The sequence below is a fragment of the Thermomonas fusca genome, from assembly GCF_005862345.1.
Lineage (GTDB): Bacteria > Pseudomonadota > Gammaproteobacteria > Xanthomonadales > Xanthomonadaceae > Thermomonas > Thermomonas fusca.
The window spans coordinates 24,254-44,135 of record NZ_SROY01000004.1; the positions used below are offsets into that span (position 1 = coordinate 24,254).

Consider the following 19,882-nt stretch of genomic DNA (forward strand, 5'->3'; position numbering starts at 1 on the left):
TCGCATGCAATCGCCCGGAGAGTCTCCATGATGAAGTCCTTCCTGTTTGCCGCGCTGTTGCTTGTGACGGCTCCCGCATTGGCCGGCAGCTTCGCCTCCAGCGCCTCGTCGGCGGGCTCGGCGACCTCCGGCAGCACCTCCGGCGACGACAAGGTGGTGCTGCAGGCGCGCGCGGATGCCGCCGCTTTCGTCGCCAGCGATGGCGGGATCCGCGGCGCGCGTCTGCAGGCCGCGCTGCGGCTGCTGCGCGAGCGTCGCGCCGATGCGCGCGCCGCCAGCGACATGCAGCTGGCGCAGGCCATCCTGGCGCGGTGACCCTGCGCCGCCTTCGGTGGCGGCTGCTGGCGGCGGCAGCGCTGGCCGGCATCACGCTGCCGGCTGCCGCTTCCGGGTTGCAGGTGGAGCCGCGCGGACTGGATGCCGCGCAGCTGCAGGCCAGCCATGCGCTGGTAGCGGCGGTCGCAACGCGGCTGCCGCCGGTCTGGCGCGCTGCCATGCCTGCTGATCTGCACCTGCGCTGGCGCGATGACCTGCCGGCGCAGGTGCATGGCCGCAGCGTGGGCCTGCAGATCGGCCTGCGTCGCGAACTGCTGGACGGCTGGATGGCGCGCTCGCCGCAGGCAGGCGACACGGATCCCGCCGCACGTGCGGCGCAGGCCGCGCTGATCCACGAACTGGCGCATGTGCTGGATCGCGGGCCGGCAGGCGGGCTGTCGCGCGATCCGCGCCTGCTGGACCTGGCCGGCTGGCAGCTGCGCCCGCTGCGCTTCGGAATGCGCGGCCGGCACAACCCGTTCACCGACCGCAGCCCGGACCGCTACGAGCTGCAGGACCCCGGCGAGTTCGTCGCGGTCAACCTGGAATGGTTCCTGCTGGACCCCGAATACGCCTGTCGGCGCCCGGCATTGGCGCGGTATTTCGCCGCCCGTTTCGATTGGCGGCCGCCGGCCGCGGACTGCGCGCCGGGTCTGGTGTTCCTGCAGGCCGGGGCGGACGCGGCAACGACCGGCTTCGAGCAGATCGACCCGGCGCGCGTGTACGCGGTCGATTACCTGCTGGCCGAGGGCAACGAAGCGCCGATGAGCCGCTGGGGCCACAGCATGCTGCGGCTGGTGGTCTGCGCGCCCGGCCGCACGCCGGGGCCGGACTGCAGGCTGGACCTGCAATACCACCGCGTGCTCAGCTTCCGCGCCTTCGTCGACGACGTGCAGATCTCCAGCTGGCGCGGCCTGACCGGGCGCTACCCGTCGCGGCTGTTCCTGCTGCCGCTGGATCAGGTGATCGACGAATACACCCAGATCGAACTGCGCGGCCTGCGTTCGATCCCGCTGGCGCTGCAGCCGGGCGACATCGCCGGTCTGCTGGAACGCGCCGCCCGGCTGCACTGGAGCTACGACGGCCGCTATTACTTCATCGACAACAACTGCGCGGTGGAAACCTGGCGGCTGCTGCAGGACGGCGTGCCGCGGCTGGCCGCGCTGCCGCTGCGCAGCATCACCCCCACCGGCCTGCTGCGGAAGCTGCAGCGCAGCGGCGTGGCCGATGCCTCGGTGCTGGCAGACCGCGACGCCGCGCTGCGCGACGGCTATTACTTCGAATCGGCGCAGGCGCGCTACCGGCAGATGTACGCGCTGGCGCGGCAGCGGCTGGCGCTGCCGCAGCCGCGGCTGGAAGACTGGCTGGCGCTGCCGGCGCAGCAGCGCGGGCCGTGGCTGGGGCAGGGCGACCTGCAGGCCGCCGCGGCGCTGCTGCTGCTGGAACAGGCCGCGCAGCGGCGCGCCGAGCTGCGCGCGCGCGATCTGATCAAGCGCCGCCTGCTGGCGCGGGGCGAGGGCCGCGCCGCGCACGACCAGCTGCGCCTGCTGCTGGCGGATGCCGGATTGCTGCTGCGTCCCGGCGCGCTGGGCGGCGAGGGCTACGGCCTGCCGCAGGGCGAACGCGGGCCGCTGCAGGCGCGGGCGATGCGGCTGTCGACGCAGGTCAATGGCGAATGGGCGCGCCTGCGGCAGCTGGTGCAGGCCGCACTGCCGCAGGCGCAGCAGCACGAGCTGCAGGCCATCGACGACAACCTGGCCGTGCTGGGCGAACGCCTGCGCCGGCTCAACCGCGAACAGGGCGGGCTGGAGCTGCGCTGAGCGCGCTCAGCCGGCCGCCAGCCGCGCGTCCAGCCGTGCGCGGATCGCCGGCCATTCGCTTGCGATGATCGAATAGGTGTAGGTATCGCGCAGGCTGCCGTCCTTGTGGCGACGGTGCGCGCGCAGGATGCCGTCGCGCTGCGCGCCCAGACGCTGGATCGCCGCCTGCGAACGCAGGTTCTGGTGGCTGGTATGGAAATACACCGACTGCGCGCCCAGGGTATCGAAGGCGTGGCCCAGCATCAGCCGCTTGCCGGCGGTATTGACGTGGCTGCGCCAGACCGGGGCCGCGTGGAAGGTGTAGCCGATCGCCAGCGTGGGCACCGACAGGTCGATGTCGTAGAAGCGCGTGCTGCCCACCACGCGGCCGTCGGCAATGATCGCGAACGGCAGCTGCCGGCCGGCATCGCGCATCGCCAGTGCATCTTCCACCCAGCCCGGGATGCCCTCGCGGGCGGGCACGTTGACGTAGCTGATCGCGCCGATGTCGCCATCGTCCACCGCGTCCTGCAGCGCCGCGATATGGTCGCGCGCCAGTGGTTCCAGGCGCACGCGGTGGGTGGAAAGGATGGCGGGGGAGGATGCAGTCACGGGCGATGGTCGAGGGTGGGGTTGCGGCTGCCCGCTGTACGGCTGGAGACGCCGTTGCGGGCAGCTACTGGCCTTGTTCCGGCTTATTCCGCGCGGCCGCCGAATTCGCCAGTGGTGGTGTTCACCCACACTTTTTCGCCGTTGCCGATGTACTCCGGCACCATGATTTCAAGGCCGGTGGACAGCTTGGCCGGCTTCGGGCGCTTGGTGGCTGTGCCGCCCTTGAGTTCCGGCGGGGTTTCGATGACTTCCATCGCCACGCTCTGCGGCAGCTGCACGGCCACCGGCAGGTCGTCGATGATCTGGATATAGCAGCCGGTGAGGTCGTCGACGATGTAGCCGGCGGCATCGCCGACGACGTCGGCGTCGAGCGTGTACGGGGTGTAGTCCTCGTCGTCGAGGAACACGAACGCATCGCCGTCCCGGTACGAATAGGTCACCTGCCGGCGCGACAGCTCGACTTCCTTCAGCTCGTCGTCGCCGCCCACGCTGAGGTCGAGCTTGCTGCCGCCGGGCACGCTGTACATGGTGAAGCGGAACTTGACGTTGCCGCCGCGGCCCTGCGGGCTGCTGCGCTCGATGTCGCGGATCTGGTACACGCCGCCGTTGTGTTCGACGACGTTGCCCTTCTTGATGTCGTAAGCCTTCATGGGAGGTTTTTCTTTTGTTGTTGGAGCGCGAGGAAGATACGTTCGTTGAAGAACCAGGTAAGCAGGCCCCAGACCAGACCGCCGATGGCGCACAGCGGCACCGCGACCGCCAGTACCAGCGGCAGGCGCGGATGCGACGGCCCCAGCTGCAGGGTCATGGCGATGGCCATGAACGCCAGCATCAGCCCGCCCCAGAAGGCGACGCCCTTGAGCAGCACGAAACGCCACATGCCGCGCGCGCGGATCGCCGGCCAGCGCACGGCGACCCAGTGTGCGGCGCGCGAACCGAACTCGTTCACTTCGGCGCCAGGCGGGTGGCACCGTCCAGGCGGATGGTTTCGCCGTTGAGGTAGGTGTTGGTGAGGATGTAGGCGACCAGGTCGGCGTATTCCTGCGGCTGGCCCAGGCGCGAGGGGAACGGGATGGTGGCGGCCAGCGACTTCTGCACGTCCTCCGGCATGCCGTCGACCATCGGGGTCCAGAACACGCCCGGCGCTACGGTCATCACGCGGATGCCGAAGCGGGCCAGCTCGCGCGCCATCGGCAGGGTCATGCCGACCACGCCGCCCTTGGAGGCGGAGTAGGCGGCTTGGCCGATCTGGCCTTCATAGGCTGCCACCGAGGCGGTGTTGACGATCACGCCGCGCTCGCCGTCGGCGTTCGCTTCGTTGTGCTGCATCACATCGGCGCAGGCCTTGGCCACGTTGAAGCTGCCGACCAGGTTCACCATCACCGTGGTGGAGAAATGCGACAGCGTCATCGGCCCGGTCTTGCCCAGCACGCGGCCCGCGCCCAGGATGCCGGCGCAGTTGATGGCCGTGTTCAGGCCGCCGAGGAAGTCTTTGGCCGCGGCGACATTGGCGGCCACCTGGTCTTCGTTGCTGACGTCGGTCTTGAAGAAGCGGGCGTTGGCTTCGCCCAGTTCGGCCACGGCGGCGGCGCCCTTGTCCTCGTTGACGTCGAACAGGGCGACCTTGCCACCGTGGGCGACGAGGTGCTGGGCGACGGCGAAGCCGAGGCCGGAAACACCGCCGGTGACGACGGCGCGGGCGGATGCGAGCTGCATGGGAGTTCCTGCGGGCGGGGAAACGGCGATTTTAGCGGATGGCAATGGCGCGGCGGGCACGGCGGCGGCCGGCGCGGTACCGCTCGCGGCGCAATGCGAACGTCCTGTTCGATATCGCCGACGCGGCACCGCGCCGGCCGCCGCCGTGCCGTTTCCCGCAGGCGAGGGTCCCGCGCAGGAGGCGCTCAAAGATCGAGCAGGTAGAACCTGTTGCAGCCGCCGTGCCCGGTGGCGCCCATGGCGGTGTCGATGCGACGGAAACCGCTGCGCTCGTACAGGCGCATGGCCGCGTCCATGCCGGTGAGGGTTTCCAGATAGCAGCGCGTGAAACCGCTGGCGCGCGCGGCGTCCAGGCAGCGCGCCATCATCGCCGCGCCGGCGCCGCTGCCGCGGGCTTCCGGGAGGAAATACATCTTGCGCAGTTCGCAGACATCGGCATCGCCGCCGGCCAGCGGGGCCACGCCGGCGCCGCCCAGCACGCGGCCGTCGCGCTCCACCACGAAATAGGCGTGACGCGGCGCGGCGTAGGCGCGGCTCATCCAGTCCACTTCCGGGTCGCTGATGGCGAAGCCGCTGCCGGTGGCGCCGAACTCGGGCATCACCGTGCGGATGACGGCGGCCATCGCGGCATCGTCGTCGCTGCGGATGGGACGGATTTCGAAAGTGCTCATGCGGCGAGGCCCGGATTCAGGAGGTGATGTTCAGGCCGCGCCCAGCGCGCGCCCGACCTTGCTGCCGGTGTCGCGGCCCAGCAGGCCGGCCAGCCAGCGGCCGGTCTCGGCCAACAGTGGCAAATCAATCCCGGTGTGGATGCCGAGCCCGTGCAGCATGTAGACCACGTCCTCGCTGGCCACGTTGCCGCTGGCGCCCTTGGCGTAAGGGCAGCCACCGGCACCGGAGACCGCGCTGTCCACCACCGCCACGCCTTCCTCCAGGCAGGTCAGCACGTTGGCCAGCGCCTGCCCGTAGGTGTCGTGGAAGTGGATGGCCAGCGCGGCCATCGGCACCTCGGTGGCCACCGCCTGCAGCATCGCCCGCGCCTTGGCCGGCGTGCCGACGCCGATGGTGTCGCCCAGCGAGATTTCGTAGCAGCCCATCGCGTGCAGCGCCTTCGCCACCCGCACCACATCATTCAGCGGCACATCGCCCTGGTACGGGCAGCCGAGCACGGTGGAGACGTAGCCGCGCACGCGCACACCATCGATTTTCGCGCGCTCCAGCACCGGTGTGAAGCGCTGCAGCGATTCGTTGATGCCGGCATTGGTGTTCTTCAGGTTGAACGCTTCGGAGGCGGCGGTGAACACCGCAACTTCCTGCGCGCCGGCTGCGCGGGCGCGCTCATAGCCCTGTTCGTTCGGTACCAGCACCGGATAGCTGATGCCCGGCGCGCGGGTGATGCCGGCCAGCACCTGCGCGGCGTCGGCCATCTGCGGCACCCATTTCGGGCTGACGAAGGCGGTGGCCTCGATGCTGGCAAGGCCGGTCCTGGACAGCCGGTCGATCAGCTCGATCTTGGCGGCGGTGCCGATGTCGGTCTTCTCGTTCTGCAGGCCGTCGCGCGGGCCGACTTCGACGATGCGGACGTGGCTGGGCAGGCTCATGTCAGGGCTCCAGCGTGGCCAGCACCGCGTCGGCTTCGACGAACTCGCCGGCCTGCGCGCGGATTTCCGCAAGCACGCCGTCGCGCGGGGCCTTCAGCGCCAGCTCCATCTTCATCGCCTCCAGCACCAGCACCACGTCGCCGGCCTGCACGGCATCGCCGGCGGCGGCCTGCACCAGCACCACCCGGCCCGGCATCGGCGCGCGGATGCGGCTTTCGGCACTGGTATCGGCGCCGGCAAGGCTGCGGTACATCGGTTCCACACGCAGACGCAGGCGGGCATCGCCGTCGTGCACCAGCACATCGTCGCCGTCCGGCATGGCGCGGAAGCGGCGCATGCCGCCGTCCAGCCGCAGGGTCAGCGCGTCGCCGTCCAGCCGCGCGCCGGATGCCAGATACGAAACGCCATCGTGTTCGATGCGGTATTCGCCGCCGTGGCCATGTGCGGTCAGTTCGATGCGCTCGCCGTTGCCGAACGCCAGCCGGCGGGTGCCGGCATGGCCCAGCCGCCAGCCGTCGGCGCTGGCCCAGGGCGAAGTGGGATCGGTGGCGCGCGCGGCGGCGTCGCGGGCGGCGGCTTCCTGCAGCAGCAGCTGCAGGGTGGCGGCGGCCAGCAGCAGCGCGGCGTCTTCGCGCGGCGGGGCGAGGAACTCGTCCAGGTGCCGATCCAGGTAGCCGGTGTCGATGCGGGCTTCGACCACGGCCGGATGGCGGATCAGGCGCTCGAGGAAGCCGACGTTCGACTTCGGCCCGCGGATCACGCACTGCGCCAGCGCCTCGCGCAGCCGCGCCAGCGCGCGCGGGCGGTCGCGGTCGTGGACGATGAGTTTGGCGATCATCGGGTCGTAGAAGATGGTGACGTTGTCGCCTTCCACCACGCCGGAGTCGATGCGCACGTGCGCGGATGGCGCCGGCAGGTGCAGCGTCTGCAGGGTGCCGGAGCCGGGCAGGAAACCTGCGTCGGGGTCTTCCGCGTACAGCCGCACTTCGATGGCATGGCCGCGCTGGACGATGTCCTGCTGGCGCAGCGGCAGCGGCTCGCCGGCGGCGATGCGCAGCTGCCACTCGACCAGATCCAGCCCGGTGACTTCCTCGGTGACGGGATGTTCCACCTGCAGCCGGGTGTTGATTTCCATGAAGTAGAAACCGCCGTCCTGCGCCACGATGAACTCCACCGTGCCGGCATTGGCGTAGTCGATGGCGTGCGCGGCCTGCACCGCCGCCGCGCCCATCGCCGCGCGCAGTTCGGGGGTGAGGAAAGGCGAGGGCGATTCCTCCAGCACCTTCTGGTAGCGCCGCTGCGCCGAGCATTCGCGCTCGCCGAGATGGATGGCGCCGCCGTGGGCATCGCCGAAGATCTGGATTTCGATGTGGCGCGGATGCTCGATGTAGCGTTCCAGCAGTACGCGGTCCTTGCCGAAGGCGTTCTTCGCCTCGCGCTGGCAGCTTTCGAGGTTGGCGGCGAACTCGCCGGCCGCGCGCACGATGCGCATGCCCTTGCCGCCGCCGCCGTGCGCGGCCTTGATCATCAGCGGGTAGCCGATGCGGTCGGCCTCGCGCTGCAGCAGGTCGGGCGACTGGTCCTCGCCGGTATAGCCGGGCACCACCGGCACCCCGGCGGCGGCCATCAGGTCCTTGGCACCGGCCTTGCTGCCCATCTTGCGCATCGAGTTGCCCGACGGGCCGATGAAGGCGATGCCGGCGGCCGCCACCGCGTCCGCGAAGTCCGCGTTCTCGGAGAGGAAGCCGTAGCCGGGGTGGATCGCCTGCGCGCCGGTCCTCGATGCCACTTCGAGGATCGCATCGCCGCGCAGGTAGCTGTCGGCCGGGCTGGGCCCGCCGATGCAATGGGCCTCGTCCGCCAGCCGCACGTGTTGGGCATCGGCATCGGCTTCGGAAAACACCGCGACGGTGCGGATGCCGAGCTTGCGCGCGGTGCGGATCACGCGGCAGGCGATCTCGCCGCGGTTGGCGATCAGGATGGTGGAGAACATCAGGCTTGGATCCAGTTCGGCTTGCGCTTGTCGAGGAAGGCCGACAGGCCTTCCTGGCCCTCGGGGGACACCCGCAGGCGGGCGATCAGGGCGGCGTTGTCGGCGTCGTGTTTCGCACCGTCGGTGTGCGCGCAGACAGCGTGAATCAGCTGCTTGGCGGAGGCGGAGGCCACCGGGCCGGCCTTCAGCAGCAGGTCGATCTGGCGCTGCACGGCGGTATCGAGGGCGGTGGCGTTGACCACCTGATGCAGCAACCCGATGCGCAGCGCTTCGGCGGCGTCGAAGATCTCGGCGGTGGCGAAATACCGGCGCGCCTGGCGCGGGCCGATGGCGCTGATGACGTAGGGCGAGATCACCGCCGGCAGCAGGCCGAGCTTGCTTTCGGTCAGGCCGAATTTCGCCTCCGGTACGCCGATGGCGATGTCGCAGCAGGCCACCAGCCCCACGCCGCCGCCAAAGGCGGATCCCTGCACGGCGGCGATGGTCGGCTTCGGCAGTTCGTCCAGGGTGCGCATCAGGCGGGCGAGGGCGAGGCTGTCGTCGCGATTCTCGGCCTCGCTGGCGGCGGCCATGCCGCGCATCCAGTTGAGGTCGGCGCCGGCCGAGAACGAGGGGCCCTCGGCTTCCAGCACCACCACCCGCACCGCGGGATCGTCGGCCAGCCCGGCCAGCGCGGCGGTCAGCCCGGCGATCAGGCCGGCGTCGAAGGCGTTGTGCACCTGCGCGCGGGTCATCCGCAGGCGGGCGACGGCGCCGTCGCGGTCAAGTTGCAGGGCTTGGCTCATGGGCGGATCTATCGCTCCGGAATTTGATCCAACACATGATAGCGGGAGCGTGGGAATGCTAGAATTGAGAACAATTCCCATTTGTTCCTGTGGTGCGGTTTACATGCGATTGACCGAACTTCCCAAGCGCAGGCCGGCCGTCGTCGATGCCGTCGAGGAACAGGTGCCCAACGACCCGGTGGCGCGCCGCCTGCGCGAGCTGGGCTTCGTTGCCGGCGAAGACGTCGTGGTGGTCGCGGCCGGGCCGCTGGGTGCCGAGCCGCTGCTGGTGCAGGTGGGTTTCACCCGTTTCGCCCTGCGTCGCGCCGAGGCCGCGCGGGTGCGCCTGCGCGCCAGCGGCAGTGCGGCATGAGCGAGGCCGCCGCGCTGCCGCGCATTGCCCTGGTCGGCAATCCGAACTGCGGCAAGACCGCGCTGTTCAACCTGTTGACCGGCAGCCGCCAGAAGGTGGCGAACTACGCCGGCGTCACCGTCGAGCGCAAGGAAGGGCGATTGCTGTCGCCGTCGGGCCGCAGCTACGCAGTGCTGGATCTGCCCGGCGCCTACAGCCTCAATGCCGCTAGCCTGGACGAGGCGGTCACCCGCGATCTGATCCGCGGCTTCTATCCGGGCGAGGCCGCGCCCGACCTGCTGGTCTGCGTGGTCGATGCCACCAACCTGCGCCTGCACCTGCGTTTCGCGCTGGAACTGCGCGCGCTGGGACGGCCGGTGATCGTGGCGCTGAACATGATCGACGCCGCGCGCCGGCGCGGCATCGCCATCGACGTGGACGTGCTGCAGCGCGAACTGGGATTGCCGGTGGTGGAGACGGTGGCGGTGCGCCGCGACGGCGCGCGCGCGCTGCTGGACCGGCTGGAAGGCCCGCTGCCGTCGCTGCCTGAATTGCATGAGCCGGTGGCCGACGAGGCCCTGCACGAAGAAGTGCGCCGGCTGCTGGCGCTGGCGGTGGCGATGCCGCGCCGCACCGCCGCCATCGACGACGCGCTGGACCGCTGGCTGCTGCATCCGGTGTTCGGGCTGCTGGCGCTGGGCGTGGTGATGTTCCTGATCTTCCAGGCGGTGTACGCCTGGGCGACGCCGATGATGGACGCCATCGAGGCTGCCACCGGCTGGTTCGGCGGACTGGTGGCCGGCACCCTGCCGGACGGCCCGCTGCGCAGCCTGCTGGTGGATGGCGTGATCGCCGGGCTGGGCGGGGTGATCGTGTTCCTGCCGCAGATCATGGTGCTGTTCGCCTTCATCCTGGCGCTGGAGGAGTCCGGCTACCTGCCGCGCGCCGCCTTCCTGCTGGACCGGATGATGGCGGCAGCGGGGCTGTCCGGGCGCAGCTTCATCCCGCTGCTGTCCAGCTTCGCCTGCGCGGTGCCGGGGATCATGTCGACGCGCTCCATCCAGGACCCGCGCGACCGCATCGCCACCATCCTGGTCGCGCCGCTGATGACCTGTTCGGCGCGGCTGCCGGTGTATGCGCTGTTGATCGGTGCGTTCGTGCCGCAGAAGGACATCGGCTGGTTCAACCAGCAGGGGCTGGTGCTGTTCGGCCTGTACGCGGCCGGCATCCTCAGCGCGCTGGCGGTGGCGTGGACGATGAAGCTGTGGCGGCGCGACAAGAGCGAGCATCCGCTGTTGCTGGAGCTGCCGTCCTACCGCATCCCGCACCTGCGCGACCTGGCCATCGGGCTGTGGGAGCGGGCGATGATCTTCCTCAAGCGGGTGGGCGGGATCATCCTGGCGCTGACCATCCTGCTGTGGTTCCTGCTGTCCTTCCCCGGCGCACCGGCCGATGCCACCGCACCGGCGATCGACTACAGCTTCGCCGGGCGCATCGGCCACTGGATGACCGTGGTGTTCGCGCCGATCGGCTTCAACTGGCAGATCTGCATCGCGCTGATCCCGGGCATGGCCGCGCGCGAAGTGGTGGTGTCGTCGCTGGCCACGGTGTATGCGCTGTCGGCGACCAGCGAAGACGCGACGATCCAGGCGCTGACCCCCATCATCCAGAGCCAGTGGTCGCTGGCCACCGCGCTGTCGCTGCTGGTGTGGTTCATCTACGCACCGCAGTGCATTTCCACCCTCGCCACGATCAAGCGCGAAACCCATTCGTGGAAGCAGACCGCGTTCGCCGCGGGCTATCTGTTCGCGCTGGCCTATCTGGCGTCGTTCGCGACCTATCGGATCGCGCTGGCGTTTGGGGCGGGCGGATGACCGCGGGATTGCTCGCGCAATACCTCGTCATCGCGCTGGCGGTGCTGGCCAGTGCGGTGGTGGTGATGCGCAAGCAGTTCCCGAACGCCACGAGGCGCCTGCGCATCGCCATCGCCCTGCCGTTGCTGGGCGAGGCCCGTCCGGCCTGGCTGCGCGCGCTGGCGAGGAAGATCGCGCCGCCGGGGCAGGGCGGCGGCAAGGACTGCGGCGGCTGCAACGGCTGCGGCTAGCGGTCCTGGCGCCCGGATGAAACAAGGCCCGCATGTGCGGGCCTTGTGGTGATGCAGCAACCGCGCCGGCGGTTACTTCTTGGCTTCGTCGGCTGCGTTCTCGGCCTTCTGCGCCACTTCATCGGCGGCGTCCGCTGCCGACTGCGCGGCGTCCGCGGTGGCGTTCGCGGCAGTGGCTGCGGCTTCGGCACTGGCCTGCTTGGCCGCATCGGCGGCCTGCTCGACGTTGGCGCCGACCTCGCCGACCGCCTCGCCGGTCGCAGCCGCGGCGGCGTCGGTAGCCTGCGCCGCCGCGTTCGCGGTGGCATCCACGGCCTGCTCGGCGGCGGCGCTGGCTTCAGCGGCCTCGTTCTGGGCGGTGGCGGTTTCGTTCTTGCAGGCGGTCAGCGCCAGCGTGGCCGCCACCAGGGCAACAAAAATTTTGGCGTTCATCAAACAGACTCCTGGGTGTGGAAAGTGGCGATCCGGGCCGCGCCATCGACGCGTACCCGAACCGTGGAACCGCACGCAAGGGCGGCGACCCGGATCTTAGAACAGGGAATGTGAAGACGGAATGCAGGCTGGCAGGAACCGCTGCTGCGCGAACCGGTATGGCTAATGTTTCACCCGGCGCTTGCCCGGCGATGCCGGCACCGCTTCCACCGCCACGCTGAAACTGCGCGCCTCGCCCGGGAACACCGCGCCCACGCCGACCACCTGGCGGCCGACTTCCTCGCCGCGTTCGTTGCGGATCACCACCACCATCGTGTACTCGAACGCGCCGTCGTCCGGCGCGTTGAGGGTGCCTTCCACCTTCAGCGGCACGAACCGCTGCGCCGCGTCGGTGGCAGGGGCGTCGAAGCGCAGGTGGCCGCGGCAGGCCGGGCAGACCGCCGAGCTTTCCAGGATGGTCGCCTTGCAGTGCGGGCAGGTGCGGGTGGCGCCCGCCACGCCGGGGCGCGCCGCGCTCATGCGGCGCTGCCGCTCTCCGTCTTCGCCGCCGGCTTGTCGTCCTTGCCCCAGCCGCATTCGACATGGCCGCGGATGCGGCTGCCGGCGGCCACGGTCAGGCTGCCGGCCTTGAGGTCGCCGTTGATCGCGCCGCTGGGCAGCACGTCCACCTGCTGGGCGCTGGTGATGTTGCCGTCCAGCTCGCCGGCCAGGGTGACCTTGTTGGCCGACACGCCGCCGGACACCTTGGCGCCCTGGTCGATGGTCAGGTTGCCCTGCACCTTGATGTCGCCCTTGAACTTGCCGGCGATGCGGACGTGGCCGGCGCCTTCGATCTTGCCCTCGATGGTCAGGTCGGCGGCGATCACCGACTCCCGCGCCGCGGTTTCCACCGCGCGGATCGGAGCGGGCGCTGCCGGCGCCGGAATGTGCTCGGCGGGTGCCTGCGGCTCGGGTGTGCCCAGTTCGAAGCGGGCGGGCTCGCTGGCCTTGGCAGCCGGTGCGGGGTCTTTCCAGATGGCCATGCACGAATCTCCTCGGGAAGAGGATCCGAGGCTACCACCGATTTGCGACGACTTCTTTGCTGAACAGGACAGGTTGCTGCTGCAACCCATTGAATGCGATGGAAGTCACAGCGCCGGCTACATGCGGAACACGCCGAAGCGGGTGCGCTCCTCGATCGGCGCATTGAGCGAGGCCGACAGCCCCAGCCCCAGCACCCGGCGGGTGTCGGCGGGGTCGATGATGCCGTCGTCCCACAGTCGCGCGGTGGCGTAGTACGGGTTGCCCTGGTCCTCGTACTGCTGGCGGATCGGGGCCTTGAAGGCGTCTTCCTCGTCCGGCGTCCAGATCCCGCCTTTGGCCTCGATGCCGTCGCGCTTGACCGTTGCCAGCACCGACGCCGCCTGTTCCCCGCCCATCACCGAAATGCGCGCGTTCGGCCACATCCACAGGAAGCGCGCGCCGTAGGCACGGCCGCACATCGCGTAATTGCCGGCGCCGAAGCTGCCGCCGATCACCACGGTGAACTTGGGCACGTGGCTGCAGGCCACCGCGGTCACCATCTTGGCGCCGTCCTTCGCGATGCCGGCCTGCTCGTACTTCTTGCCGACCATGAAGCCGGTGATGTTCTGCAGGAACACCAGCGGGATGCCGCGCTGGTTGCACAGCTCGATGAAGTGCGCGCCCTTCAGCGCGCTCTCGGCGAACAGGATGCCGTTGTTGGCGACGATGCCGACCGGGTAACCGTGCAGGTGAGCGAAGCCCGTGACCAGTGTCTTGCCGTAGCGCGCCTTGAATTCCTGGAACTCGCTGCCGTCGACGATGCGGGCGATGACCTCGCGGATGTCGAACGGCCGCCGAGCGTCCTTCGGCACGATGCCGTACAGCTCTTCCGCCGCATACAGCGGCTCGCGCACGGGCTGCGCCGCCACCGGCAGGACTTTCTTGCGGTTGAGCGAAGCCACGATTCCGCGCGCGATCTCCAGCGCGTGGCGGTCGTCCTCGGCGAAATGGTCGGCCACGCCGGAGATGCTGGTGTGCACGTCGGCGCCGCCCAGCGTTTCGGCATCCACCACCTCGCCGGTGGCGGCCTTCACCAGCGGCGGGCCGCCGAGGAAGATCGTGCCCTGTTCCTTCACGATCACCGACTCGTCGCACATCGCCGGCACATAGGCGCCGCCGGCGGTGCAGCTGCCCATCACCACGGCGATCTGCGGGATGTTTTCCGCGCTCAGTCGCGCCTGGTTGTAGAAGATCCGCCCGAAATGCTCCTTGTCCGGGAACACCTCGTCCTGCAGCGGCAGGAAGGCGCCGCCGGAGTCGACCAGGTAAACGCAGGGCAGGCGGTTCTCGCGGGCCACTTCCTGCGCGCGCAGGTGCTTCTTCACTGTCATCGGGAAGTAGGTGCCGCCCTTGACGGTGGCGTCGTTGGCGACGATCACCACTTCCTGGCCTATCACCCGGCCGATGCCGCAAACCATCCCGGCGGCCGGCGCGGCGTCGTCGTACATGCCCTCGGCGGCCAGCGGCGCGATTTCCAGGAACGGCGAGCCCGGGTCGAGCAGGGCGTCGATGCGCTCGCGCGGCAGCAGCTTGCCGCGCGCCGTGTGCTTGGCGCGGGCCTTCTCGCCGCCGCCGTCGGCGGCGCGCGCCAGCCGGCGGTCGAGTTCGGCCACCAGTTCGCGGTGGAAGGCGACGTTGTCGAGGAAGTCCTGCGAGCGGGGATCGATCTGCGAGGTCAGCGCGGGCATGCGGTAGGTCCGGTGCGGCGGCAAAACGCCAAGGATACTGCCTGCGCTGGCCGCCCTCGCAGAGGCGCGCCGCTGCAGTCTGCGACAATGACCGGCTATCCACTGTCCTTACGCCCCGTGGCCCGCCTCGACCAGACCCCCAAGACCGTTGAAATTCAAAAGCTCGGCCACGACGGCCGCGGCGTCGCCCGCTGGCCCGAAGGCCATGCGCAGGCTGGCAAGGCCGTGTTCGTGGCCGGCGCGCTGCCGGGCGAAACCGTCAGCGTGCAGCAGACCGCGCGCTCCAAGCACTTCGACGAGGCGAAGACGCTGGAAGTGCTCATCGCCTCGCCGGACCGGGTCACCCCGCGCTGCCCGCATTTCGGCGTCTGCGCCGGCTGCGTGTTGCAGCACCTGTCCGAAGACCGGCAGATCGAAGCCAAACAGCAGGTGTTGCTGGACAACCTGCAGCGCATCGGCCACGTGGCGCCTGCGTCGGTGCTGCCGCCGTTGCGCGGCGCGGCCTGGGGCTATCGGCGCAAGGGCCGGCTGTCGGTGCGGCGGGTGGAAAAGAAGGACAAGACGCTGGTGGGTTTCCGCGAAACCGATCCGCGTTTCGTCGCCGACCTGCGCGAATGCCATACCGTCATCCCGCAGCTGGGCTTCAAGCTGGAAGCGCTGGCTGCGCTGGTGGACGGGATGGACGCGCGCCGCGACATCCCGCAGATCGAATTCATCGCCGGCGATGCCGCCATCGCGCTGGTGTTCCGCCACCTGCAGCCGCTGTCGGATGCGGACAAGGACAAGCTGGCCGCGTTCGGGCAGGCGCAGGGCTTCACCATCTTCCTGCAGCCCGGCGGCAACGATTCCGTGCATCCGCTCGGCGGCGAGGCGCCGCAGCTCTCGTTCCGGCTGCCGCAGTGGGACGTGGAACTGCTGTTCCGCCCGCTCGACTTCATCCAGGTCAATGCCAAGTTGAACGAGGCGATGATCGCCCGCGCGCTGGACCTGCTGGACGTGCAGCCGGGCGAGCGCGTGCTCGACCTGTTCTGCGGGCTGGGCAACTTCACCCTGCCGCTGGCGCGCGCGTCCGGCGACGGCGCGGTGATCGGGGTGGAGGGCGATGCCGGGCTGGTGGCGCGGGCGCGCCTGAATGCCGAGCACAACGGCATGGGCAACGTGCGGTTCTTCGCCGCCGACCTGGCCCAGGACCTGGCCGGGCAGCCGTGGCTGAAGCAGGGCTTCGACAAGCTGCTGCTGGACCCGGCCCGCGCCGGCGCGATCGAGGTGCTCAAGCAGCTGCCGCTGAAGGGCCTGAAAAAGATCGTCTACGTCAGCTGCCACCCCGGCTCGCTGGCGCGCGACGCCGGCTGGCTGGTCAACGAGGCCGGCTGGACGCTGCGCGAGGCGGGGGTGATGGACATGTTCCCGCACACCGCGCACGTCGAATCCATCGCGGTGTTCGACCCGCCGAAGAAGAACTGAGCATGGGCATCGAGATCGAGCGCAAGTTCCTGCCGCGCGGCGACGGCTGGCGCGCCGCTGCGCACAAGGTGGTGCCGATGGCGCAGGGCTACCTCAACGACCTGGCGCTGGTGGATTCCGGCGCGATGCGCGCCTCGGTGCGGGTGCGCATCGAAGGCGACGCCGCCTTCCTCAACATCAAGTCGCGCGAACTGGGCACCACCCGGCAGGAGTTCGAATATCCGGTGCCGGTGGTGGAAGCGCGCGCGCTGCTGAAGCTGTGCGTGGGTGGGCTGGTCGAGAAGAACCGCCACTACGTGGAGCATGCCGGGCACCTGTGGGAAGTCGACGAATTTCTCGGCGACAACGCCGGTCTGGTGGTGGCCGAGATCGAACTGGCGGGCGAGGACGAGACCTTCGCGCAGCCCGACTGGGTCGGCGCCGAAGCCACCCATGCCGCGCGCTACTACAATCTGGCGCTGGCCTCGCGTCCGTTCTCGCAGTGGCGCGACGACGAGCGGCAGGCGCATGACCTCATGGAAGGACGCTGAATGCTGCTGATCGGTATCACCGGGCACGAACTCACCGCGCGCGAGCGTGACTGGCTGCAGCACGACGCCTGCGCCGGCTTGACCCTGTTCGCGCGCAATTTCGCCTCGCGCGCCCAAGTGGCGGAGCTGGCGCAGTCGATCCGCGAAGCCGCGCCGCGCCCGCAGCTGATCTGCGTGGACCAGGAAGGCGGGCGCGTGCAGCGCTTCCGCGACGGCTACACCAGGCTGCCGGCGCTGCATGGCTTCGAGGCCCTGTACATGCGCGATGCGCAGGCCGCGCTGGCGCTGGCGCGCGAGCACGCCTGGCTGATGGCCAGCGAGATGCGCGCAAGCGGCGTCGATCTCAGCTTCGCCCCGGTGCTGGACCTGGCGCGCGGCAACCGCGCCATCGGCGACCGCGCGTTCGCGGCCGACCCCGAAGTGGTGGCTGCGTTCGCCCGCGTCTACGTGCAAGGCATGCACGAGGCCGGCATGGCCGCCACGCTCAAGCATTTTCCCGGCCACGGCTCGGTGCTGGAAGACACCCACCACGATGCGGCCATCGACCCGCGCACGCTGGACGAGATCCGCGCGCACGACCTGGTGCCGTTCGCCGCCGGCATCGCTGCCGGCGCCGACGCGGTGATGACGGCGCACGTCACCTATCCGCAGGTGGCCTCAGAGCCTGCCGGCTGTTCGCGGCGCTGGATCGAGGAGATCCTGCGCGGTGACGTGGCCAACGGCGGCCTGGGCTTCCGCGGGGTGGTGTTTTCCGACGACATCGGCATGGCCGCCGCCGGCGCGGTGGGCGGGATCAAGGCGCGCATCGACGCGCATCTGGACGCCGGCTGCGACGTGGTGCTGGTCAGCCACACCCAGCAGGTGGACGAGGCGCTGGCGGCGATCGAAGGCCGCCGGCTCAACACGATGGCGCTGGTCGGGTTGTTGGGCCGCGGCGCGCTGGGCTGGGACGGGCTGCTGGCCGACGCGCGCCGTGCCGGCGTGCAGGCCCGGCTGGAAGACGTGCGCGCGCCGTCGCTGGCAACCGATGTGCTGTCGGGCGCAACCAACATGGGAGACGTGGCATGAGTGCACCGAAACTGGGCGATGCGTTGGCATCGGCGCAGATCCTGTTCGACCGCCCGGCGCTGGAGCAGGCCATCGTGCGGATGGCCGGCGAGATCCGCGCGGCCTACGCCGAGGGCGATGTGCCGCTGTACATCACGGTCATGAACGGCGGCCTGCCGTTCGCCGCGCAGCTGGCGTTCGCGCTGGGCGAGCGCGGCCTGGACCTGGAATTCGACTACCTGCACGCTACCCGCTACCGCGGCCAGACCAGCGGCTCGGGCCTGGCCTGGCTGCACCGCCCGGCCACGCCGATGCACGGGCGCCAGGTGCTGCTGGCGGACGACATCCTCGACGAAGGCCACACCCTGTTGGCGGTGAAGCAGTGGTGCGAGGACCAGGGCGCGGCCGACGTGCGCATCGCGGTGCTGGCGGAAAAGGTCCACGACCGCTGCGTCGAGGGCATCGCCGCCGACCATGTCGGCGTGCAGGTGCCGGATGCCTACGTGTTCGGCTACGGCATGGATTACCACGAGCAGGGCCGCAACCTGCCGGCGATCTATGCGCTGGGCGACTAGCGATATTGCATCGTGCTCGCGTGCGTGCCGGCAGCGTTTCAGCGGACTCTCGGCGGCATGGATGCCGCCGAGAAGCCTACATGGACGTATTCACGGCGTGTCCGATGAAACGCTGCCGGTGCGCAGGCGAGCCTGCGATACAGATCGAATGAGTTGGAGGAAGCAAGGATGACCATCGAACTCGCCGTCATCGGCGGCACCGGCGTTTATGCGCTGGGCGAACTGGCCGACGTCGAAACCCACCAGCCGGTCACGCCCTACGGCGCGCCGTCCGGGCCGGTACGCGTCGGTACCTATGCGGGCCGGCGGGTGGCTTTCCTGGCCCGCCATGGCGAAGGCCATTCGCTGCCGCCGCACCGGATCAACTACCGCGCCAACCTGGCCGCGCTGAAAGCGCTGGGCGCCACCCGCGTGCTGGCGCTGAATACCGTCGGCGGCATCACCGAGCGCTTCGGCCCGCGCGTGCTGGCCTGCCCGGAGCAGCTGATCGACTACACCTGGGGCCGCATTTCCACCCTGTGCGAGGAGCCGGGCAGCGAGGTGTTGCACGTCGACTTCGGCGATCCCTATACCCCGTCGCTACGCCGGCAGGTGGTCGCGGCGGCGGCGCAGGCCAGCGTGGCGCTGGTCGATGGTGGCTGCTACGGCGCCACCCAGGGGCCGCGGCTGGAAACCCGCGCCGAGATCGCGCGCATGCGCCGCGACGGCTGCGACCTGGTCGGAATGACCGGCATGCCCGAGGCCGGCCTGGCGCGCGAGCTGGGGCTGGATTACGCCTGCCTGGCCATCGTCGCCAACTGGGCGGCGGGCGCGGGCCCGGAGGTGGACGAGGTCATCACCCTGCAGGACGTGCTGGACAACGTATCGGCGGCGATGGCGGGCGTGCCGGAACTGCTGCGGCGGGTGCTGGCGGGCTGACCGCCAAACGGGCCGAAGTGCGTTCTGGATGGTTGCGTGGGCGTGCCGCTGTTGCATACTCGCGCCGTGCCGCTGGTCGGCACGTTTCCATCCAGCCCATCACCACACGCTTTCGCAAGAGGTCTTCGCAACCATGCAGTACGGCACCGTGAAGTGGTTCAACGACGCCAAGGGCTTCGGTTTCATCGCCCCCGAGGACGGCAGCGCCGATGTGTTCGTGCATTTTTCCGCCATCGATTCCAATGGCTTCCGCAGCTTGCAGGAAGGTCAGCGGGTCAGCTATGAAGTGCAGCAGGGCGCGAAGGGTGCCCAGGCCGCCGGGGTCAAGCCCGCCTGAGGCCGGTACCCGCCAGCAAATTCCAGACCCCGCCAGGTGCGGGGTTTTTTGTGTCGGAATGAGCACGGGTTCCGCAAAAGAAAAAGGCCCGCCGGTGAGGGCGGGCCTTTCCTTTGCCGGCTGGGAGCCGGCAGGCGATTACTTCGCTTCGCCTTCGGCAGCCGGAGCAGCGGCAGCGTCGGCAGCCGGAGCGGCAGCGTCGGCAGCCGGGGCAGCGGCGTCGGCCGGAGCAGCGGCGGCGTCAACCGGAGCAGCAGCGGCGTCGACCGGAGCAGCAGCGTCGGCAGCCGGGGCTTCGGCGGCAGCGGCGTCGGCCGGGGCAGCGGCTTCGTCGGCCGGAGCAGCGGCGTCAGCGGCCGGAGCCTCGTCCTTCTTGCAGGCCGACAGAGCGAGGACGCCAGCGGCGAGGAGCGCGAAAAGCTTGGTGTTCATGAAAATCTCCTGGGTAGGGTTGACTGAAAAACAGCGGATTTGGGATCAGACAACGCCAGTGCGCTTAGCGATCCGGCATGCGCCGGCGGGTCGTTCACTGACTCGAAACAGCCCCGGGGCTCCGGGACACGAAAAAGCCGT

Annotated in this window: 24 protein-coding genes; 11 read left to right on the top strand and 13 right to left on the bottom strand. The window is 69.9% G+C overall.

Features of this window, described 5'->3' with window-relative positions; translation table 11 throughout:
• The first annotated feature begins 27 nt into the window (after window positions 1-27).
• Both E5S66_RS09650 and E5S66_RS09655 read left to right on the top strand, forming a co-directional pair.
• The gene (locus E5S66_RS09650) at window positions 28-315 is read left to right on the top strand and encodes a DUF2388 domain-containing protein (protein ID WP_138349022.1); all 288 of its coding nucleotides are present in this window, start codon (window positions 28-30) and stop codon (window positions 313-315) included.
• Window positions 312-2,135, top strand: a complete 1,824-nt coding sequence (locus E5S66_RS09655; protein ID WP_138349023.1) for a DUF7844 domain-containing protein — start codon at window positions 312-314, stop codon at window positions 2,133-2,135. The genes E5S66_RS09650 and E5S66_RS09655 overlap by 4 nt, the downstream gene beginning before the upstream one ends.
• 6 nt (window positions 2,136-2,141) lie before the next feature.
• On the opposite strand, the gene E5S66_RS09660 is transcribed toward E5S66_RS09655, so the two are convergent.
• The 8 genes from E5S66_RS09660 to E5S66_RS09695 form a co-directional block, all read right to left on the bottom strand.
• Entirely contained in the window at window positions 2,142-2,726 is a 585-nt protein-coding gene (locus E5S66_RS09660) for a GNAT family N-acetyltransferase (protein WP_138349024.1), read from the bottom strand.
• An 83-nt stretch (window positions 2,727-2,809) separates the two neighbouring features.
• Window positions 2,810-3,376: an elongation factor P-like protein YeiP gene (gene yeiP / locus E5S66_RS09665; protein ID WP_138349025.1), complete on the bottom strand. Its 567-nt coding sequence runs from the start codon at window positions 3,374-3,376 to the stop codon at window positions 2,810-2,812.
• A complete protein-coding gene (locus E5S66_RS09670) occupies window positions 3,373-3,675 on the bottom strand; it encodes a hypothetical protein (protein WP_028838210.1) in 303 nt (100 codons plus the stop codon). Before E5S66_RS09670 ends, yeiP begins: the two co-directional genes overlap by 4 nt.
• Window positions 3,672-4,442: an SDR family NAD(P)-dependent oxidoreductase gene (locus E5S66_RS09675; RefSeq protein ID WP_138349026.1), complete on the bottom strand. Its 771-nt coding sequence runs from the start codon at window positions 4,440-4,442 to the stop codon at window positions 3,672-3,674. The genes E5S66_RS09670 and E5S66_RS09675 overlap by 4 nt, the downstream gene beginning before the upstream one ends.
• Window positions 4,443-4,627: 185 nt before the next feature.
• Window positions 4,628-5,113, bottom strand: coding sequence for a GNAT family N-acetyltransferase (locus E5S66_RS09680; RefSeq protein WP_138349027.1), 486 nt, complete (start codon window positions 5,111-5,113; stop codon window positions 4,628-4,630).
• Between the two features lie 30 nt (window positions 5,114-5,143).
• Window positions 5,144-6,037, bottom strand: a complete 894-nt coding sequence (locus E5S66_RS09685; protein ID WP_138349205.1) for a hydroxymethylglutaryl-CoA lyase — start codon at window positions 6,035-6,037, stop codon at window positions 5,144-5,146.
• Between the two features lie 7 nt (window positions 6,038-6,044).
• Complete coding sequence (locus tag E5S66_RS09690; protein WP_138349028.1) at window positions 6,045-8,036, bottom strand: acetyl/propionyl/methylcrotonyl-CoA carboxylase subunit alpha; 1,992 nt, start codon at window positions 8,034-8,036, stop codon at window positions 6,045-6,047.
• Window positions 8,036-8,821: an enoyl-CoA hydratase-related protein gene (locus E5S66_RS09695; RefSeq protein WP_138349029.1), complete on the bottom strand. Its 786-nt coding sequence runs from the start codon at window positions 8,819-8,821 to the stop codon at window positions 8,036-8,038. Before E5S66_RS09695 ends, E5S66_RS09690 begins: the two co-directional genes overlap by 1 nt.
• Before the next feature lie 103 nt (window positions 8,822-8,924).
• Here E5S66_RS09695 and E5S66_RS09700 point away from each other — a divergent pair, with 103 nt between their 5' ends.
• From E5S66_RS09700 to E5S66_RS09710, 3 genes are read left to right on the top strand one after another with little or no spacing between them, the layout of a single operon-like run.
• Window positions 8,925-9,173, top strand: coding sequence for a FeoA family protein (locus E5S66_RS09700; protein ID WP_138349030.1), 249 nt, complete (start codon window positions 8,925-8,927; stop codon window positions 9,171-9,173).
• Window positions 9,170-11,026 (top strand): ferrous iron transporter B, encoded by a 1,857-nt coding sequence (gene feoB / locus E5S66_RS09705; RefSeq protein ID WP_138349031.1) that lies wholly within the window; start codon window positions 9,170-9,172, stop codon window positions 11,024-11,026. The genes E5S66_RS09700 and feoB overlap by 4 nt, the downstream gene beginning before the upstream one ends.
• Window positions 11,023-11,256, top strand: coding sequence for a DUF6587 family protein (locus tag E5S66_RS09710; RefSeq protein ID WP_138349032.1), 234 nt, complete (start codon window positions 11,023-11,025; stop codon window positions 11,254-11,256). The genes feoB and E5S66_RS09710 overlap by 4 nt, the downstream gene beginning before the upstream one ends.
• Window positions 11,257-11,328: 72 nt before the next feature.
• Here the strand turns inward: E5S66_RS09710 and E5S66_RS09715 are convergent, their stop codons facing one another.
• The 4 genes from E5S66_RS09715 to E5S66_RS09730 form a co-directional block, all read right to left on the bottom strand.
• On the bottom strand, window positions 11,329-11,688 hold the full coding sequence (locus E5S66_RS09715; protein WP_138349033.1) for a hypothetical protein: 360 nt from the start codon (window positions 11,686-11,688) through the stop codon (window positions 11,329-11,331).
• Window positions 11,689-11,850: 162 nt separating this feature from the next.
• The gene (locus E5S66_RS09720; RefSeq protein ID WP_028838200.1) at window positions 11,851-12,207 is read right to left on the bottom strand and encodes a hypothetical protein; all 357 of its coding nucleotides are present in this window, start codon (window positions 12,205-12,207) and stop codon (window positions 11,851-11,853) included.
• Window positions 12,204-12,710, bottom strand: coding sequence for a bactofilin family protein (locus E5S66_RS09725; RefSeq protein WP_028838199.1), 507 nt, complete (start codon window positions 12,708-12,710; stop codon window positions 12,204-12,206). The genes E5S66_RS09720 and E5S66_RS09725 overlap by 4 nt, the downstream gene beginning before the upstream one ends.
• A 117-nt stretch (window positions 12,711-12,827) precedes the next feature.
• On the bottom strand, window positions 12,828-14,438 hold the full coding sequence (locus tag E5S66_RS09730; protein ID WP_138349034.1) for a carboxyl transferase domain-containing protein: 1,611 nt from the start codon (window positions 14,436-14,438) through the stop codon (window positions 12,828-12,830).
• 87 nt (window positions 14,439-14,525) lie between these two features.
• Here E5S66_RS09730 and rlmD point away from each other — a divergent pair, with 87 nt between their 5' ends.
• The 6 genes from rlmD to E5S66_RS09760 all read left to right on the top strand — a co-directional run bounded on the left by rlmD (window position 14,526) and on the right by E5S66_RS09760 (window position 19,309).
• Window positions 14,526-15,902: a 23S rRNA (uracil(1939)-C(5))-methyltransferase RlmD gene (rlmD, locus tag E5S66_RS09735; protein ID WP_138349035.1), complete on the top strand. Its 1,377-nt coding sequence runs from the start codon at window positions 14,526-14,528 to the stop codon at window positions 15,900-15,902.
• Window positions 15,903-15,904: 2 nt separating this feature from the next.
• Window positions 15,905-16,432, top strand: coding sequence for a CYTH domain-containing protein (locus E5S66_RS09740; protein ID WP_138349036.1), 528 nt, complete (start codon window positions 15,905-15,907; stop codon window positions 16,430-16,432).
• Window positions 16,433-17,500, top strand: a complete 1,068-nt coding sequence (gene nagZ, locus E5S66_RS09745; protein ID WP_138349037.1) for a beta-N-acetylhexosaminidase — start codon at window positions 16,433-16,435, stop codon at window positions 17,498-17,500.
• Window positions 17,497-18,054 carry a hypoxanthine-guanine phosphoribosyltransferase gene (locus tag E5S66_RS09750; RefSeq protein WP_138349038.1) on the top strand — a complete coding sequence of 186 codons (558 nt, stop codon included), beginning with the start codon at window positions 17,497-17,499 and terminating at the stop codon, window positions 18,052-18,054. Before nagZ ends, E5S66_RS09750 begins: the two co-directional genes overlap by 4 nt.
• Before the next feature lie 168 nt (window positions 18,055-18,222).
• On the top strand, window positions 18,223-18,972 hold the full coding sequence (locus E5S66_RS09755) for an S-methyl-5'-thioinosine phosphorylase (protein ID WP_138349039.1): 750 nt from the start codon (window positions 18,223-18,225) through the stop codon (window positions 18,970-18,972).
• Window positions 18,973-19,105: 133 nt separating this feature from the next.
• Window positions 19,106-19,309: a cold-shock protein gene (locus tag E5S66_RS09760; RefSeq protein ID WP_028838193.1), complete on the top strand. Its 204-nt coding sequence runs from the start codon at window positions 19,106-19,108 to the stop codon at window positions 19,307-19,309.
• Window positions 19,310-19,447: 138 nt separating this feature from the next.
• Here the strand turns inward: E5S66_RS09760 and E5S66_RS09765 are convergent, their stop codons facing one another.
• Window positions 19,448-19,741, bottom strand: coding sequence for a hypothetical protein (locus tag E5S66_RS09765; protein WP_138349040.1), 294 nt, complete (start codon window positions 19,739-19,741; stop codon window positions 19,448-19,450).
• Window positions 19,742-19,882: the final 141 nt, after the last annotated feature.

Coding starts and splice junctions, on each gene's coding strand:
- E5S66_RS09650 (WP_138349022.1), top strand. CDS start 28: ATGATGAAGTCCTTCCTGTTTGCCGCGCTGTTGCTTGTGACGGCTCCC.
- yeiP (WP_138349025.1), bottom strand. CDS start 3,376: ATGAAGGCTTACGACATCAAGAAGGGCAACGTCGTCGAACACAACGGC.
- E5S66_RS09675 (WP_138349026.1), bottom strand. CDS start 4,442: ATGCAGCTCGCATCCGCCCGCGCCGTCGTCACCGGCGGTGTTTCCGGC.
- E5S66_RS09680 (WP_138349027.1), bottom strand. CDS start 5,113: ATGAGCACTTTCGAAATCCGTCCCATCCGCAGCGACGACGATGCCGCG.
- E5S66_RS09690 (WP_138349028.1), bottom strand. CDS start 8,036: ATGTTCTCCACCATCCTGATCGCCAACCGCGGCGAGATCGCCTGCCGC.
- E5S66_RS09695 (WP_138349029.1), bottom strand. CDS start 8,821: ATGAGCCAAGCCCTGCAACTTGACCGCGACGGCGCCGTCGCCCGCCTG.
- E5S66_RS09700 (WP_138349030.1), top strand. CDS start 8,925: ATGCGATTGACCGAACTTCCCAAGCGCAGGCCGGCCGTCGTCGATGCC.
- feoB (WP_138349031.1), top strand. CDS start 9,170: ATGAGCGAGGCCGCCGCGCTGCCGCGCATTGCCCTGGTCGGCAATCCG.
- E5S66_RS09710 (WP_138349032.1), top strand. CDS start 11,023: ATGACCGCGGGATTGCTCGCGCAATACCTCGTCATCGCGCTGGCGGTG.
- E5S66_RS09715 (WP_138349033.1), bottom strand. CDS start 11,688: ATGAACGCCAAAATTTTTGTTGCCCTGGTGGCGGCCACGCTGGCGCTG.
- E5S66_RS09720 (WP_028838200.1), bottom strand. CDS start 12,207: ATGAGCGCGGCGCGCCCCGGCGTGGCGGGCGCCACCCGCACCTGCCCG.
- E5S66_RS09725 (WP_028838199.1), bottom strand. CDS start 12,710: ATGGCCATCTGGAAAGACCCCGCACCGGCTGCCAAGGCCAGCGAGCCC.
- E5S66_RS09730 (WP_138349034.1), bottom strand. CDS start 14,438: ATGCCCGCGCTGACCTCGCAGATCGATCCCCGCTCGCAGGACTTCCTC.
- rlmD (WP_138349035.1), top strand. CDS start 14,526: ATGACCGGCTATCCACTGTCCTTACGCCCCGTGGCCCGCCTCGACCAG.
- E5S66_RS09740 (WP_138349036.1), top strand. CDS start 15,905: ATGGGCATCGAGATCGAGCGCAAGTTCCTGCCGCGCGGCGACGGCTGG.
- nagZ (WP_138349037.1), top strand. CDS start 16,433: ATGCTGCTGATCGGTATCACCGGGCACGAACTCACCGCGCGCGAGCGT.
- E5S66_RS09750 (WP_138349038.1), top strand. CDS start 17,497: ATGAGTGCACCGAAACTGGGCGATGCGTTGGCATCGGCGCAGATCCTG.
- E5S66_RS09755 (WP_138349039.1), top strand. CDS start 18,223: ATGACCATCGAACTCGCCGTCATCGGCGGCACCGGCGTTTATGCGCTG.
- E5S66_RS09760 (WP_028838193.1), top strand. CDS start 19,106: ATGCAGTACGGCACCGTGAAGTGGTTCAACGACGCCAAGGGCTTCGGT.
- E5S66_RS09765 (WP_138349040.1), bottom strand. CDS start 19,741: ATGAACACCAAGCTTTTCGCGCTCCTCGCCGCTGGCGTCCTCGCTCTG.